Raw genomic sequence first — 14,602 nt, forward strand, 5'->3', positions numbered from 1 at the left:
TTCCCTATTCCAGGTAGGAGCGTGTATACTGCAAGCAGGTTCGCTTATGGCTTATAGCGGCTACACCGCTCCATGTTAAGGAGGCAACGTGCTTTCGGGTTTTAGCAAGCTATTCAAACCCCGCGTGGAGGCGCTGGGCCTGGAGATCGGCGCCGCCAACCTCAAACTGGTGGAACTCTCCGGAAATCCTCCCGCCCTCAGGACCCTGGCCACCCGGCCCACTCCCCCGGGAATGCTGGTGGAAGGGGTGATCGCCGAGCCCCAGGCCCTGGCTCAGGAACTCAAGGAACTTCTCGCCGAAGCCCGGACCAAAAAGCGCTACGTGGTGACCGCCGTGCCCAATCCCAGCGTCATCCTGCGCACCCTTCAGGTGCCCAAGATGCCCCTCAAGGAGATGGAGGAGGCGGTTCGCTGGGAAGCGGAGCGGTACATCCCCTTTCCCATTGACGAGGTGGTCCTGGACTTCGCCCCCTTAGATCCCCTGGCCGAGGTAGCTGAGGGGGAACAGGTGGAGGTGATGGTGGGGGCAGCCCGGCAGGAAGCGGTGGCCTCTTTGCTGGAAGCCCTGCGGGGAGCAGGCCTGACCCCCATCATTTTGGATGTAAAACCCTTTGCCGGGCTTTATCCCCTGGAAGCCCAGCTCAGCAGCGACCCGGAAGGGGTTTCCGTGGCCGTGGAGATCGGGGCGGAAAGCACCAGCCTGGTCCTCCTTAAGGGAAACCGCCCCTTAGCGGTGCGGATCCTCACCCTCTCCGGCAAGGACTTCACTGAAGCTATTGGGAAAAGCTTTGGCCTGGACTTCCTCACCGCCGAGGAGGTGAAGCGCACCTACGGCCTCGCCACCATCCCCACCGAGGACGAGGAGCTTCTTCTGGACTTTGACGCCGAGAGGGAACGGTACAGCCCCGCCAAAATCTACGATGCCATCCGGCCTGTCCTGGTGGAACTCACCCAGGAGATCCGCCGGAGCCTGGAGTTTTTCCGGGTACAACTGGGGGACATACAACCGGAGGTAGGGTACCTCTATGGCGGGGGAAGCCGGCTTAGAGGCCTGTCCACCCTGCTTACCGATACCCTGGGGGTCAACTTCACCGTCCCCGACCCCTGGCAGGGCATCCAGGTGGATCCCAGACGCTTCGACCTGGAAAAGATAAAGGAGATGGAACCGGAGTTCCTGGTGCCCGTGGGCCTGGCCTTACGGGGGGTGATGCCCCTTGATTAGGCTTAACCTTCTCCCCAAAAACCTGCGCCGCCGCATTGAACCGGGTTGGTGGCGTCTGGCAGCGGGGGCCTTTGCCCTGCTGACCCTTTCCCTTTTGGGCTTTCTCCACTACACCGCCTACACCGAACTTACCCTGGCCAAGCAGGAAAGGGATGCCCTGAAAGCGGAGGTGGAAGCCTTAAAGCCCTTCATCGCCGAACAAAACCGCCTCCAGCAGGAGAGGAAGGCCCTCGAGGCCCTCCTCGCCATCCGGGAAGGCCTTAAGAAGAACTTCGTCCCCTGGTCCGAGTACCTGACGGCCTTTATCCGGCAAATCCCCCAGCAAGGCGGACGCCTCCCCGTGGCCCTGCGCTCCGTGGGTACCCGGGCCATTCCCGAGGACGAGGCCAACCGGATGGCTCAAGCCGGGATCTATGACGGCAAGAAGGTAGTGGTGGAGTTCACCGTGCAGGGGGAAGCCCTGAACCAGAGTGCCCTGGTGAGCTTCGTGCGGGCTTTTGAAACCTCGCCCCGATTCGGCATAGAGTTCCAGGGGGCTTCCCTGGACCAGAACCGGGGGCTTTACACCTTCAGCGCCCGGGTGGGCCTGGTGGGAGGTGGGGAAAGTGCTCGCTAGATTGGGACAGCGGGAGTGGGCCCTGATCGCCATCGCCCTCACCTTGGTGGTGGCCCTCCTCTGGTACTTTTTCCTCATCGTCCCCATGCGTCAGGAAACGGAAAGCGTGCGCCAGGAGATCAACGCCCTTATCCCCGAGCGGGATAAAGGAAGGCAAGCCCAGCGCGCCCTTCCAGAACTCCGGGCCACCATCGCTGAGCTGCAAGCCGAGCGCCAAGCCTTTCTGAGGGCACTTCCCAAGGAGGAACGGCTTTCCCAGGTTCTGAACGAGATCCTGACCGAGGCCCTAAGGAGCGGGGTCACGGTGCGCTCCTTCACCCGCTCCCCCACCTCGGCTCCAGTACCGGAGGTGCGGGCGGTGAACCTGGCCCTTTCCCTCGAGGCGCCCTTCCCCGAAACCTATACCTACTTGAAGCGCCTGGAAGGACTTTCCCGTTTCAGCTCCCTTTCCGGGCTCAACCTCAGCGTCCAGGGCCAGGACTTGAATCCCCTTCTCTCCACCAGCTTGACCCTTACCCTCTACATGCTGGCCAAGGACCTTGCCCAGCCCCAAGCAAACCCCCAGACGCAAGGAGCTCCATCCCCGCAAACAGGTCAAGGAGGTGGTCGGTGAAAGCCCTTCTAGCGCGCCTGGCCACGGCTTGGCGCAACCTACCCCAGTCCACCAAGCTCCTCCTGGCGGGCCTTCTCCTGGTGAGCGCCGTGGCGCTTTGGTATGTGGGTTTCTACCTCCCGGCCCAGGTACCCATGGAGGTGCAACCCACCCCCGGCCAACCTCAGGTGCCCAGCCAGGGAGCGGAAGCCCCCAAGGCCATAGAAGCTCCACCCATCCCACCCCTCGCCGAAACTCCTCCGCCGGGTCAAGCGGCGAAGCCTAGCCCCGAGGCTTCTCCTTCCCAGAAAGCCCCTAAAGCAGGCGAGCCCGTCTTGACCCCCGCCTTGCCCATCCCCAAAACCCAACAAGAGGCCCCGCTTCCAAACCCCTTTGTGCCCCTGGTGGTAGAGGCCCCACCTTCTCCCCCCGTGCCCTCCCCTGCCCCGGCACCTAGGCCCACTCCCGTACCCACAGGGGCCCCGGTCCGGGTAACCCAGGGAACACCCCTGCCCACCCCAAGCGTTCAAACTCCACCCCGGCCTCTCCCGGGAAGCCAAGGAGCCCTGCCCGCTCCCAAGGTGCTTACCCCCGCTTTCCAGGTGGAAACCCCCAAAGCCCAGGTGGAAACCCCACCTCTCCTCACCCCACCCGCTGGCCTTGTGGAGGCTCCTTTACCCAGGGCACCCCAAACCCCAGAGGGGGGAAAGACTGAACCCTCCCCCACTACTTCCCCCCAAACCCCCTTGCAAGCCCTGGTGGAGGAGAAAGGCATCAAGCTGGCGGGTACGCTTTTGGGCCCGGTGAGCGTGGCTATCTTGGAAACCAAGGAAGGGTACCTGGTATTGCCCGTGGGCAGCCTTCTTCCAGGTAGCGAAGCAGTGCTCCGCCGCATAGAAAGCGACCGGGTGGTGCTGGCCTTGAAGGATGAAAGCTTGGAGATTGCTTTAGAAAAGATGCAAGCAGGAGGTGGACCTGAAGGTTTCTGAAAGCCAGGTGCGGGCCGGGCTCACCCTGCCCCTGGACGTGGTCCTGGAAGCCCTGGCCCGGAGCGTGGGCCTTCAGCCCCTTATCTACCGGGCCTACGATGCCTCCGGCGACCCGGCCAAGGCCCAGCCCCCCTTACCCAACATCAAGCTGGACTTCCAGGGCAAACCCTTCCGGGAAGTCTGGGACCTCCTCTTCGCCACCTACGGCACCCAGTTCAACCTGGACTACCTCCTCCTGCCTCCCGACGTGGTGGTGGTGGCCCCCACCCAGGTGATCACCGCCTTGGTGGACGCCCCAAGCCGCACCGGGGCCATGGAGCGGAAGCCCTACCTGGTGGCCATCCCCGAGATCGCCTACCGGCGCACGGAAACCGACGCCCAGGGCCAGGCCCGCACCGTGGTGAACATAGATGGGGCCAAGGGCTGGGTGCAAAACGATCTCCTGCCCTTCCTTTCCCGGGAAGCCAGCGGGCTTAGCGTGAACTGGATTGTCGTAGAGGAAGGGGGCAAACTCAGGGCCCTACTCTCTGTCCTGGCCACCCCAGAACAGCACGTTCGCTTCTCGGACATCCTTCAGCGGGCTGGGATTGACTTCCGCCCCCTACCCGCCCTCACCTTACCCAAAACAAAGGTGGAGCGGAGCTATATCCTCACCCACACCACCTTCCCCGAGGTGCTTTCCTTCCTGCAAACACAGGTCCCGAACGCCCAGGTGGCCGTGGTTCCCACCGACCCCAAACGGGCCCTCATCACCGCCACCGAGGAGGACCACGCCCGCATCGCCGAACTCCTAAAGGTGGCCGATGTACCCAAGCCCACCCCCATGGTGCGCCGGGTCTACACCTTGCAGAACCTCACTTTCCAGGAAGCCCAGGAAAGGCTTAAGCCCGTCCTGGAAAGGGAGTTGAAAGGGGCTCGCCTGGAAGGTGTCCCGGGTAACCCCAAAGCCCTTCTTCTGGAGGCTACCGAAGCCGACCAGGCCTTCTTCGCCGAGGTCCTCAAGGCCGCCGATGTGCCTCCCCAGGTGGCCCCGCCCACCCAGGAGACCACGGTGCGGAGGCTCTACCCCTTGCGCTTCGCCGATGCTGAAAAGGTAGCTCCCTTCCTGGCCCGGGAGGTACCGGGGATCGTGGTGCAGACGGTGCCCGGGCAACCTGTCCTCTCCGTGCGGGGAACGGAGAAACAACTTTCTGAAGTGGAGAACCTCCTGGCTCAGATCGACCGGGCTCCCGAGCAGGGGCCACCTGTCTTCCAGCGCTCCTACCAGCTCTCCAACGCCAAGGCCGCCGACCTGGCCAAGGTGCTCCAGGAGGCCTTGCAAGCCCGGCAGGCCCAGGCTCCCCAGGGCCAGGCCCAGCCCCAAGCCCCCACACGCCAGGCCACGGTGGTGGCGGACGAGCGCACCAATACCCTGATCGTCACGGGCACGCAGGAGGATCTAGCCCTGGTGGAAGGCCTTATTCCCAAGCTGGACCAGGCAGTGCCCCAGGTGAACCTGAGGGTGCGCATCCAGGAGGTGCAGTCCAACTTCAGCCGAAACCTGGGCCTCAAGTGGAACACCATTGCCGGGGGAAATGTGGCGGCCAGCATCCTGGACACGGGGCTTTCCCTTATCTTTGACAGCACCCGGAGCCTGGCTGCCCTGAACATCATCGCCACCCTCGAGGCCCTCCAGCGCCAGGGCCTTTCCCGAGCCCTTAGGGATGTGAACCAAACCGTGCTCAACAACCAGACCGCCCGCCTGCAGTCCGGGGAAACCTTCCTCATCCGCCGGGTGGTGGGGGACCGGGTGGAGCGGGTACCCTTCGACATCGGCATCATCGTGGAGGTGACTCCCCAGATCACCGCCGACGGGCAGATCCTCCTCAACATCAAGGCGGAAGTTTCCGGGAACGTCCAGCGCAACCCCGTGGACGGGGATGTGGACCGCTTCACCAAGCAGGTGGTGACCACCACCCTGCGGGTGCGGGATGGGCAGACCGTGGTCCTCGGGGGTCTCACTTCCCAGGAAAACAACCAGGTGCAGCAGGGAGTTCCCCTCCTTATGGATATCCCCCTGATCGGGGAACTCTTCAAACAACGCACCCAGGAAACCACCGACCGGGAGCTTCTGGTAGTCATCACCGCCGACATCTTGAAGGAAACCGCAAGCCGCTAAGCTCCTTTACCCCTCCCAGCCAGGGGAGGCGAGCCTGCAAAGCTGGGCTTTGCTGATCCCCTGGCTTGGGTCTATCCCAGGTCGCTTGCCCTACAATAGGCCCATGAGGTTCCTGACCGCAGGCGAGTCCCATGGCCCTGAGCTTCTCACCATCATTGAGGGCCTGCCCGCCGGCATCCCCCTCACCGAGGAGGACATCAACCCCTGGCTGGAACGGCGTCAGAAGGGCTATGGCCGGGGAAGGCGCATGGTCATCGAAACCGACCGGGTGGAGTTCCGCGCCGGCGTCAGGGCGGGGCGCACCACGGGAGCCCCGGTGGCCCTGGCCATCAGGAACGCCGACTACCGGAACTGGGTGGAGATCATGGACCCTGCCCCGGGGAACGAACCCCGAAAGAAGGCCCTCACCGCCGCCCGCCCCGGCCACGCCGACCTTTCGGGGGGCATCAAGTACGGCCACAAGGACCTAAGGGACGTGCTGGAAAGGGCCAGCGCCCGGGAGACCGCCATGCGGGTGGCGGTGGGAGCGGTGGCCTTGAAGTTCTTGAGCCTTCTTGGAGTTGAGGGAACAGGGTACGTGCCGGGTATGGCGGGGGTGTGGGCCCAGGTTCCCTTCTCCTGGGACCTGGTACCCCGCATAGAGGAAAGCCCCTTGCGCATGACCGATCCTGAGGCCGAGGCCGAGGTTATCCGCCGCATAGACCAGGCCAAGGCGGAAGGGGACACGCTAGGCGGGGTGATCGAGGCCCGCTTCCGCGGCCTGGTGCCGGGCCTGGGAAGCCACGTGCACTGGGACCGCAAGCTGGATGGCCGTCTGGCCCAGATGGCCCTTTCCATTCCCGCGGTGAAGGGGATGGAAATCGGCCCCGCCTTTGAAAACGCCATGAAGCGGGGCTCGGAGGTTCACGATCCCATCTACTGGAGCCCGGAGAAGGGGTTCTACCGCACCACCAACCGGGCGGGGGGCCTCGAGGGGGGCATGACCACCGGGGAGGAACTCATCCTCAGGGCTGCCTTAAAACCCATCGCCACCCTGATGAAACCCCTCCCCACCGTGGACGTGGTGACCCACCAGGCCGCGGATGCCGCCAGGGAACGCTCCGACGTCACCGCCGTGCCCGCCGCCAGCGTGATCCTCTGCGCCCTATCCGCCATCGTCCTGGCCCAGGCTTACCTGGAGAAGTTCGGCGGGGACACCATGGAGGAGATACAGGAACGGGTGGAGCGGTACAAGGCTCGGGTCCTAACCTACTAAAGGCGTAGGATGGCTCCATGACCCGCCTGGAGATTCCCCGCCCCGCCACCTTCATCAGCCTCACCGGTTTCATGGGGGTGGGGAAAAGCCGCATCGGTAGGGAGCTGGCCCGCACCCTCATGCTCCACTTCATCGACCTGGACCGCTACATAGAAAGGCGCACGGGGCTATCCATCCCCGATATCTTCCGCCACCTGGGGGAAGAAGCCTTCCGGCAGATGGAGCGGGAGGCGGTGCAGGAGCTTCTCGGCAAGGAGTACCTGGTTCTCTCCTTGGGCGGGGGTACCTTCGTGGACCCGGAAAACCGCAGGAAGCTTCTGGCCAGGGGCCCGGTGGTGGCCCTCTGGGCCAGCCCGGAAACCATCCTGGAACGAGCCACCCGCAAGCCCGGGGAAAGGCCCCTTTTGCAGGTGGAAAATCCCCTGGAGAGAATAAGGACCCTCCTCGAGGCCCGCACCCCCATCTACCGGGAGGCCCACGTGCACGTTTCCACCGACAACCGGAAGGTGGAGGAGGTGGTGGAGGAGATCGTGGAGAAGCTTTGGAGCTATGCGAAGGCTCATCGTCCGTAAACCCGTTTCCTACCCCATACTGATTGGGGAAGGCGTGCTCGAGGAGGTCCGGACCCCCGAAGGTCCTTCGGCCCTTCTTTACGACCGGCGGGCGGAAGGCTTTGCCCAGAAGCTGGCAGAACGCCTCGGGGTCCAACACCAGCTAGGTCTGGAAGGGGGCGAGGGAGCCAAGACCCTGGCCGTCTACGGCCGGGTCCTCTCCTTCCTGGCGGAGAAGGGCCTACCCCGGAACACCACCTTGCTGGTGGTGGGGGGAGGGACCCTCACCGACCTGGGGGGGTTTGTGGCCGCCACCTACCTCCGGGGAATCCCCTACCTCTCCTTCCCCACCACCACCCTAAGCGTGGTGGACGCCAGCGTGGGGGGTAAGACCGGCATCAACCTCCCCGAGGGGAAAAACCTGGTGGGAGCCTTCCACTTTCCCCAAGGAGTGTATGCGGAGCTCGAGGCCCTCAAAACCCTCCCCCCCTTCACCTTCAAAGAGGGTCTGGTGGAAGCCTTCAAGCACGGGATCATCTCCGGGGAGGAGGGGCTTTTAGAGGTGGAGGACCTCACGCCGGAAAGCCCCCGCCTCGAGGCCTACCTGGCCCAGGCGGTGGCGGTGAAGGTGAGGATCACCGAGCAGGACCCCACGGAAAAGGGGGAAAGGAGGCTATTAAACCTGGGCCACACCCTGGGGCACGCCCTGGAGGCCTACACCCACCACGCCCTGCCCCACGGGGCAGGGGTGGCCTACGGCCTCCTCTACGCTGCCCTTCTCGGCAAACTCCTGGGAGGGGAGGACCTCACTCCCCTGGTCCTCCGCCTCCTGAGGTGGCTTTCTCCCCCTCCCCTCCCCCGGGTTTCCTGGGAGGACCTCCTTCCCTACCTCCTCAGGGACAAAAAGAAGGTTTCCGAAAGCCTCCACTGGGTGGTGCCCCTGGGCCTGGGAAACCTCACGGTGAAGCCCCTTCCAGAAGCAACCCTAAGGGAGGCCTTCGGCCTTTGGCGGGAGGTCCTCGAGGGGCTTGCTTCTTTTGACCAGAAATGTTAGTCTAAATCATCATGCGCAGGGTAAGTGTACATGAGGCTAAGGCCAAGCTCTCCGAACTCCTCGAGGCGGCACGCCGGGGGGAAGAGATCGTCATCACCCGTTACGGCCGCCCCTTGGCCCGCCTGAGCCCCTGGGAGGAAGGGGTACGACTAGGCACCTTGCGGCGTCTGGGCCCTGTGGATTGGGAGGCCTTCCACGCCCCCTTGCCAGAGGAGGAGCTCACGGCATGGGAGGGCTGAGGCTCCTCCTGGACACCCACACCCTCCTCTACGCTTTGGTAGAACCAGACCGCCTTTCCCCTCACGCCAGGAGCCTGCTGGAAGATCCGCAGAACACCCGCCTGGTAAGCGCGGCTTCCCTATGGGAAATAGCCATCAAATCCCGGCTAGGCCGGTTTCCCCAGGGCGAGGCCGTACTATCCGCCTATCCTGGTTGGCTGGAACCCCTGAAAGCCCAGGAGCTCCCCATAAAGGGTCCTCACGCCCTCCTAGCCCCTTCCCTACCCGGAAACCACCGGGACCCCTTTGACCGCATGCTGGTAGCCCAAAGCCTCTTGGAAAGGGCACTCCTTGTATCCCATGACGAAGCCCTGAAGAGCCTGGGTGCGGCCATCGTATGGTGAGAAGCCTAAAGCCCCACCCCCATAGGCCGGAGCACCCCGGCCTTGGCCTTGCCGAAGTCCAAGGGAAACTCCCCTACCTCCGTCCTTAGGACCAGAAGGGCTAGCGGAAGGTCCTCCCCTTCCCACGCCACGCCCGCCCCCGTGGCCAGGGCCAAGGCCCGGGGGTCTTCCGGGGTGAAGGCCACCCGGGGAAGACGGGGCCAGGGAAGGGTGGCCCCGAAGGCCAGGGCGAGGGCCTTGGCCGGGCGGAAGCGTCCCTTCTGCACCAGACCCAGGTAAAGCCCGGGGGCTGGGGCCTTAAGGCCAGCCAGGGAGGGAAGCTCCTCCGGAACCAGGTAAAGGTGGCCTGAGCGTTCCCAGATGGGGCCTTCCAGGTCCAAACCCGCTTCCCCCAGAAAGTTCGCAAGGGCCTTCCGGGCCTCCTGGCTCAAGGGGGGAATGCGCTCCTTTGGTGGCGTGCCCCAGCTACCCCCCTCCTTGCGGAAGCGGGCCAGGAAGTGCCCCTCCCCCTCGAGGCGGTGAGGCCAGAGGCGGGCGGTCTTCCTGAGCTCGGGGTTTCCGTCCCCCCACTCCGGCACCCCGGGAGCAAACAGGGGATGGTAGCAGGCATCCTCCAGGTGGAACTCCGGATGCTCCCGTAGGAAGTGAGCCACCACCCCCTCGTTCTCCTCCGGGGCGAAGGTACAGGTGGAGTAGACCAAAACCCCTCCCGGCCCCAAAAGCCTTGCCGCCTGGGAGAGAAGCCCCTTTTGCACCTCGGAAGCCCGCCTGGGGGCCCCAGGACCCCAGTGGCGGATGGCCTCGGGGTCCTTGCGGAACATTCCCTCCCCGGAGCAGGGAGCGTCCAGGAGAACCCGGTGAAAGTACGGGCCAAAGGCCTCCGCAAGGAATCGGGGCGGGGCCTGCACCACGGCGAGCCTACTCCCCCAGCGCTCCACGTTTTCCAAAAGGCCCCGGATCCTCTTACCGTCCACCTCGTTGGCCAAAAGAAGACCCCTTCCCCCCATGCGGGCCAGGAGGTGGGTGGTCTTCCCCCCGGGAGCCGCCGCCAGGTCCAAAACCCGCTCTCCAGGTTGAGGGTCCAATAGCACCCCCACCGCCTGGGCGCTTGGCTCCTGGATGTAGTAAAGCCCGGCGTAGAAGAAGGGATGGGGCCCCGGCCGGGCCTCCTTTGGGTAGTAGAACCCTTCCGGGCACCACGGGATGGGCCTCAAGGGCCAGGGGGCGATCCTTGTAAAGTCTTCCGGCGTTATCTTCAGGGTGTTCACCCTTAGGCCATAGCTCCTTTCCCCTTCCGTAAGGGACCTGAGGAAAAGGGGAAACTCCTCCCCCAACAGCTCCGCCATGCGGGAGAGGAAGGCCTTGGGCAACACCCGAGTACCCTAGCACGAAAAACCCCCTGGCTCAAGGAGCCGGGCTAAAATGGCCCTATGGCTCCTGTGGCGGAAAGGCCTACCCCCGGGGCCTACCTGACCCTCAAGGGAAAGAAGTCCCTGGGGTACCGGGAAGGCCAGCTCCTGGCCCTGGCGGGGGACAATCAGGAACCTCACCTCCCATGATTCAAGCCATCGGAACCGATTTGGTGGAAATCGACCGGGTGCGAAAGCTCCTCAAAAAGCACGGGGGAAAAGCCCTAAAAAGGCTTTTCACCGAGGAGGAGTTAACCTACGCCCTCCGCCACCAGGACCCTGCCCCAAGCCTTGCTGCCCGGATCGCCGCCAAGGAAGCCTTCCAGAAATGCTGGCCCGAAAGCCTTTCCTGGAAGGAAGTCTGGGTGGGGATGGAGGGGAGGAAACCGGTCTTGCGCTTTGCCCCAAAGGTAAGGGCCCGCCTCGAGGCGGAAAACCTTTTCGCCCACCTCTCCCTAAGCCACGAGAAAAGCCACGCCCTGGCGGTGGTGGTCCTGGAAGCTAGGGCACCAGGCGCAGGATAAGGACATAGGCATAGGTCCCTCCCCTGCCGGCTGCCAGGGCTCCCTGGATCATGTTCCAAAGGACCAGGACCACCAGGGCAAAGGCCAGGGGAACCGCCACCACCAACCCCACCACGGTCATCGCCAGCAGAAGGAGGGCCAAGCCGTAGAGGGTGTAGCTGATCTGGCCGTTTAGGGACTCCTTGGCGTGGGCCTGGACGAAAGCGCTTTTCGGACCCCAAAGCAGGATGGCCAAGGGCAAGAGGATCTGGCCTATAAGGATGAAATACCCCACCAGGGGAGCCAGGTGGGCCACCGCCGCCCAGGTCCGGTCCGCATCCGTCAAAGGGGTGGGTTGTTCCATAAAGCAAGTTTATCAAGAAGATGGGCCAGAGGCTAGCTTCTGCCTAGGCCACCTCCTCCACGTCCTCGCGGATGCGGATGGGGCCCTGCCTCTCGGGCCTCAAACCCACCTTGTCCTGGTAAAAGGCCCGGATGACCTCAAAATCCTGCTTGAGATTTCCGGAAGGCCAGAGGTAGCCCCCGATCCCCACCTCCTTTTTCCGGAAGTCCACGTAGCCGAGGGCAATGGGCACCCCGGCCTTCAGGGCCATGTAGTAAAAGCCGCTCCGCCAGTAAGGTGCCTTCCCCCGGGTACCCTCCGGGGTGATGAGGATGGCCATCTCCTCCTCCCGCTGGAAAACCTCCGCCACGCTGTCCACCAGGTTGTTCCGGCGGGAGCGGTCCACGGGAATACCCCCAAGAAGCTTTAAGAGCCAGCCCAAGGGGGGCCGGAAAAGCTCCTTCTTCCCCAACCACCGGGCCCGAATCCCCAATGCCCATAGGGCCAGGAGGCCCACCGGGAAATCCCAGTTGGAGGTGTGGGGGGCACCGATCAGCACGTACTTCCGGCTGGGAGGAGGCGGCATATGGTACCGCCACCCGAGGCTTCGCAAAACCAGGCCTGCCAGTTTCTGCATACCCTGAAAGTATACCCCCTGTGGTAGACTGGTCAAAGGCGGGGTGGGGGCTTCCCCCACCCCAGTTTGCTGGGGTGAGGATGCATAAGGTAGTCATCGTAGGCCGACCCAACGTGGGCAAGTCCAGCCTCTTCAACCGCCTCCTGGGCAAAAGGAGTGCGGTGGTGGCCGATGTTCCCGGGGTTACCCGCGACCTCAAGGAAGGCGTGGTGGAAACCGAGAAGGGCCGCTTCCTCCTGGTGGACACCGGGGGGCTTTGGTCGGGGGACCGATGGGAAAAGAAGATCCAGGAGAAAGTGGACCAGGCGTTGGAGGACGCCGAAGTGGTCCTCTTTGCCGTGGACGGCCGCTCAGAGCTCACCCAGGCGGACTATGAGGTGGCGGAATACCTGCGGAAGAAGGGGAAGCCCGTGATCCTGGTGGCCACCAAGGTGGACGACCCCAAGCACGAGCACTACCTGGGCCCCCTCTACGCCCTGGGTTTCGGCGATCCCATCCCCACCTCCAGCGAGCATGCAAGGGGCCTCGAGGACCTCCTGGAAGCCATCTGGGAGAGGCTTCCTGTTCGGCACATCGAGTCGGAGCCGGAAGTGGCGGGCATCAAGCTCGCCATCGTGGGCCGACCCAATGCCGGAAAGAGCAGCCTCCTGAACGCCATCCTGGGGGAGGAACGGGTCATCGTGTCGGAGGAGCCCGGCACCACCCGGGACGCCATTGACGTGCACTTCACCTTCCGCGGCCAGCCCTTCGTCCTGGTGGACACCGCCGGCATCCGCAAGCGCCCGGAAAGCCTGGTGGAGGAGCTGGCCATCAGGCGGAGCCTTAAAGCGATAGAGGAAGCCGACGTGATTCTTCTGGTCGTAGACCCGTTCCAGGTGGGGGACCGGGAGCTCAAGCTGGCCAACCACGCCCTGGAAACGGGCAAGCCCGTGCTCCTGGTCATCACCAAGTGGGACCTGGTGAGGAAGGAGGAGGCCCCCAAGGTACGCCGGGAGCTCAGGGAAAAGCTTGCGCACCTGGAGCATCTTCCCCGGGTGTACACCTCGGCCTTCACCAAGCAGAACCTGGATAAGATCTTCAGCGAGGCGGTGCGCCTATTCGAGCTCAACCACACCCGCATCCCCACCGCCGAGCTCAACCGCTGGCTTTCCGTCTGGACGGCGAAGGTGCAGCTTCCCAACTTCAAGGGAAAACCCTTGAAGATCTTCTACGCCACCCAGCCCGAGGTGGCCCCACCCACCTTCGTCTTCTTCGTAAACCACCCGGAGTTCGTAACCCGGGCCTTTGAGAACTACCTGAAAAACCGCATCGGCGAGGACCTGGGCCTTAAGGAAGTGCCCTTCCGCCTGGTCTTCCGCGGACGTCGGGAAGAAGGCTAGGGACGGCTTTCCCGGCGCGCCGAGGCCAGGAGGCCCGCGTCCAACATAAACTCCACCACCACCCCTAAAAAGCGCCTTCCATCCAGAAGAAGCATGAGAAAGGCCCAGATGACTGCTTCCCAAAAAGCCTCCGGTGCCAGCTTCTGGGCGTAGTAGAAAGGGGCGAAGGTGGCCGGTACTTGCAGGAGCATGGAAAGGCTTTTCTTGGGATAGCGAAGGAGAAGCACCAGACTCCCCACCGCCCAACTCCAGGCGACACCTTCCGGCACCAGCCCCGCCCCCACCAGATAGGCCAGGCCTGCCCAGGCAAGCCCGGCATCCAGGGGATAGTCCCAGGCCGCCAGGGGCGAAGGCCGCCTCGAGGCGCGGGCCAGCCAACCATCCAGAACATCCAGGGTCCAGCCCAGAAGCAAAAGGCGCACCACCCCGGCCAAGGCCTCGGGTCCCTCCCCCACCCGGAGGAGAACCAGGGCCACCACTCCACCCCGGGCCAGGGTGGCCAGGTCAGCCAGAAGCCGAAGGATGTGTTCCGCTCTCCCCATATCCCAGCGCCTGTAAGCCCTCCACCGCCCCCATGCGCAAGGAGAGGTGGGCCAAGGGGGTAAGGGGGGTGGGTTCGGGATTGACCTCAATCAGATACACCCCCCCCGTGAAGGCAATGCGTCCTAAGGAAGCCGCAGGCTCCACCTCGGCGCTGGTGCCCACCACCAGGGCCACATCCGCCTCGGCAAAGGCTTTTTCCGCCTTCTCCCACGCTCCTTCGGGCAAAAGCTCCCCAAACCAGACCACATCGGGCCGGGCCCTATGCCCACAAAGGGGGCAGAAGGGTGGAGGGGTGAAAGGGTCGGGGAGCAAGAACCGGTGCCCGCACGCCTCACAGCGGGCCCGGAGGATGTTGCCGTGAAGCTCCACCAGGTTCCGGCTTCCCGCCAAGGCGTGGAGGCCGTCCACGTTCTGGGTCACCAGGAGGAACGCCCCCCCTCGCCCAAGCACCTCCTCTTCCAACCGCACCAGGGCCAGATGGGCGGGGTTGGGCTTGGCTTCCCGCACCCTGGCGATGCGCCAGGCATACCATTCCCAGACTCTTTCCGGGTTCCTGGCATACGCCTCCGGGGTGGCGTAGTCCAGGGGGTTGAACTCCTTCCAAAGCCCCTCCGCTTCGCGGAAGGTGGGAATCCCCGAGGGCTTGGAAATGCCGGCTCCCGTCAGGACCGCCACCCGCCTGGCTTCCCTTAGACGGCGCTTGGCCTCTAGCATAACCCCCACCCGTTC

At 64.1% G+C, this 14,602-nt stretch carries 18 protein-coding genes; 13 read left to right on the forward strand and 5 right to left on the reverse strand.

The genetic code is table 11. From position 1 onward, the window contains the following. Positions 1 to 88: 88 nt before the first annotated feature. The 10 genes from pilM (at position 89) to KQ693_RS00250 (ending at position 9,059) form a co-directional block, all read left to right on the forward strand. A complete protein-coding gene (pilM, locus tag KQ693_RS00205) occupies positions 89 to 1,222 on the forward strand; it encodes a type IV pilus assembly protein PilM (RefSeq protein WP_219760144.1) in 1,134 nt (377 codons plus the stop codon). Next, on the forward strand, positions 1,215 to 1,838 hold the full coding sequence (locus KQ693_RS00210; protein ID WP_267261563.1) for a flagellar protein FliT: 624 nt from the start codon (positions 1,215 to 1,217) through the stop codon (positions 1,836 to 1,838). Before pilM ends, KQ693_RS00210 begins: the two co-directional genes overlap by 8 nt. Next, positions 1,828 to 2,451, forward strand: coding sequence for a type IV pilus inner membrane component PilO (locus KQ693_RS00215; RefSeq protein ID WP_267261564.1), 624 nt, complete (start codon positions 1,828 to 1,830; stop codon positions 2,449 to 2,451). Before KQ693_RS00210 ends, KQ693_RS00215 begins: the two co-directional genes overlap by 11 nt. Next, positions 2,448 to 3,419, forward strand: coding sequence for a competence protein (locus tag KQ693_RS00220; protein ID WP_267261565.1), 972 nt, complete (start codon positions 2,448 to 2,450; stop codon positions 3,417 to 3,419). Before KQ693_RS00215 ends, KQ693_RS00220 begins: the two co-directional genes overlap by 4 nt. Then, positions 3,400 to 5,577 (forward strand): secretin N-terminal domain-containing protein, encoded by a 2,178-nt coding sequence (locus KQ693_RS00225; RefSeq protein WP_267261566.1) that lies wholly within the window; start codon positions 3,400 to 3,402, stop codon positions 5,575 to 5,577. The genes KQ693_RS00220 and KQ693_RS00225 overlap by 20 nt, the downstream gene beginning before the upstream one ends. Positions 5,578 to 5,680: 103 nt before the next feature. Continuing rightward, the gene (gene aroC, locus KQ693_RS00230; protein WP_267261567.1) at positions 5,681 to 6,832 is read left to right on the forward strand and encodes a chorismate synthase; all 1,152 of its coding nucleotides are present in this window, start codon (positions 5,681 to 5,683) and stop codon (positions 6,830 to 6,832) included. Positions 6,833 to 6,849: 17 nt separating this feature from the next. After that, entirely contained in the window at positions 6,850 to 7,404 is a 555-nt protein-coding gene (locus KQ693_RS00235) for a shikimate kinase (RefSeq protein WP_028493414.1), read from the forward strand. Further along, positions 7,382 to 8,437 carry a 3-dehydroquinate synthase gene (locus KQ693_RS00240; protein ID WP_267261568.1) on the forward strand — a complete coding sequence of 352 codons (1,056 nt, stop codon included), beginning with the start codon at positions 7,382 to 7,384 and terminating at the stop codon, positions 8,435 to 8,437. Before KQ693_RS00235 ends, KQ693_RS00240 begins: the two co-directional genes overlap by 23 nt. 11 nt (positions 8,438 to 8,448) lie before the next feature. Then, complete coding sequence (locus tag KQ693_RS00245; RefSeq protein WP_028493416.1) at positions 8,449 to 8,676, forward strand: type II toxin-antitoxin system Phd/YefM family antitoxin; 228 nt, start codon at positions 8,449 to 8,451, stop codon at positions 8,674 to 8,676. Next, positions 8,664 to 9,059: a type II toxin-antitoxin system VapC family toxin gene (locus KQ693_RS00250; protein ID WP_267261569.1), complete on the forward strand. Its 396-nt coding sequence runs from the start codon at positions 8,664 to 8,666 to the stop codon at positions 9,057 to 9,059. Before KQ693_RS00245 ends, KQ693_RS00250 begins: the two co-directional genes overlap by 13 nt. A 5-nt stretch (positions 9,060 to 9,064) precedes the next feature. Here the strand turns inward: KQ693_RS00250 and rsmF are convergent, their stop codons facing one another. Continuing rightward, a complete protein-coding gene (gene rsmF / locus KQ693_RS00255) occupies positions 9,065 to 10,432 on the reverse strand; it encodes a 16S rRNA (cytosine(1407)-C(5))-methyltransferase RsmF (RefSeq protein WP_267261570.1) in 1,368 nt (455 codons plus the stop codon). Positions 10,433 to 10,489: 57 nt separating this feature from the next. Here rsmF and KQ693_RS00260 point away from each other — a divergent pair, with 57 nt between their 5' ends. Both KQ693_RS00260 and acpS read left to right on the forward strand, forming a co-directional pair. Then, positions 10,490 to 10,618: a hypothetical protein gene (locus tag KQ693_RS00260; RefSeq protein ID WP_267261571.1), complete on the forward strand. Its 129-nt coding sequence runs from the start codon at positions 10,490 to 10,492 to the stop codon at positions 10,616 to 10,618. Further along, positions 10,615 to 10,992, forward strand: coding sequence for a holo-ACP synthase (gene acpS / locus KQ693_RS00265; protein WP_267261572.1), 378 nt, complete (start codon positions 10,615 to 10,617; stop codon positions 10,990 to 10,992). Before KQ693_RS00260 ends, acpS begins: the two co-directional genes overlap by 4 nt. Here acpS and KQ693_RS00270 read toward each other — a convergent pair. Together KQ693_RS00270 and KQ693_RS00275 are read right to left on the reverse strand one after the other, a co-directional pair. After that, positions 10,970 to 11,335, reverse strand: coding sequence for a DUF4870 domain-containing protein (locus KQ693_RS00270; RefSeq protein ID WP_267261573.1), 366 nt, complete (start codon positions 11,333 to 11,335; stop codon positions 10,970 to 10,972). The two genes, acpS and KQ693_RS00270, sit on opposite strands and share 23 nt — an antisense overlap. A 43-nt stretch (positions 11,336 to 11,378) precedes the next feature. Further along, entirely contained in the window at positions 11,379 to 11,951 is a 573-nt protein-coding gene (locus KQ693_RS00275) for a lysophospholipid acyltransferase family protein (protein ID WP_267261574.1), read from the reverse strand. Between the two features lie 80 nt (positions 11,952 to 12,031). Between KQ693_RS00275 and der the strand changes: the two genes are divergently transcribed. Further along, entirely contained in the window at positions 12,032 to 13,330 is a 1,299-nt protein-coding gene (gene der / locus KQ693_RS00280) for a ribosome biogenesis GTPase Der (RefSeq protein ID WP_267261575.1), read from the forward strand. On the opposite strand, the gene KQ693_RS00285 is transcribed toward der, so the two are convergent. Both KQ693_RS00285 and KQ693_RS00290 read right to left on the reverse strand, forming a co-directional pair. Beyond that, positions 13,327 to 13,872, reverse strand: a complete 546-nt coding sequence (locus KQ693_RS00285; RefSeq protein WP_267261576.1) for a hypothetical protein — start codon at positions 13,870 to 13,872, stop codon at positions 13,327 to 13,329. The two genes, der and KQ693_RS00285, sit on opposite strands and share 4 nt — an antisense overlap. Continuing rightward, on the reverse strand, positions 13,835 to 14,587 hold the full coding sequence (locus KQ693_RS00290) for an SIR2 family NAD-dependent protein deacylase (RefSeq protein WP_416376378.1): 753 nt from the start codon (positions 14,585 to 14,587) through the stop codon (positions 13,835 to 13,837). Before KQ693_RS00290 ends, KQ693_RS00285 begins: the two co-directional genes overlap by 38 nt. Positions 14,588 to 14,602 lie beyond the last annotated feature (15 nt).

The organism is Thermus brevis (assembly GCF_026427635.1).
Taxonomy (GTDB): Bacteria; Deinococcota; Deinococci; order Deinococcales; family Thermaceae; genus Thermus; species Thermus antranikianii.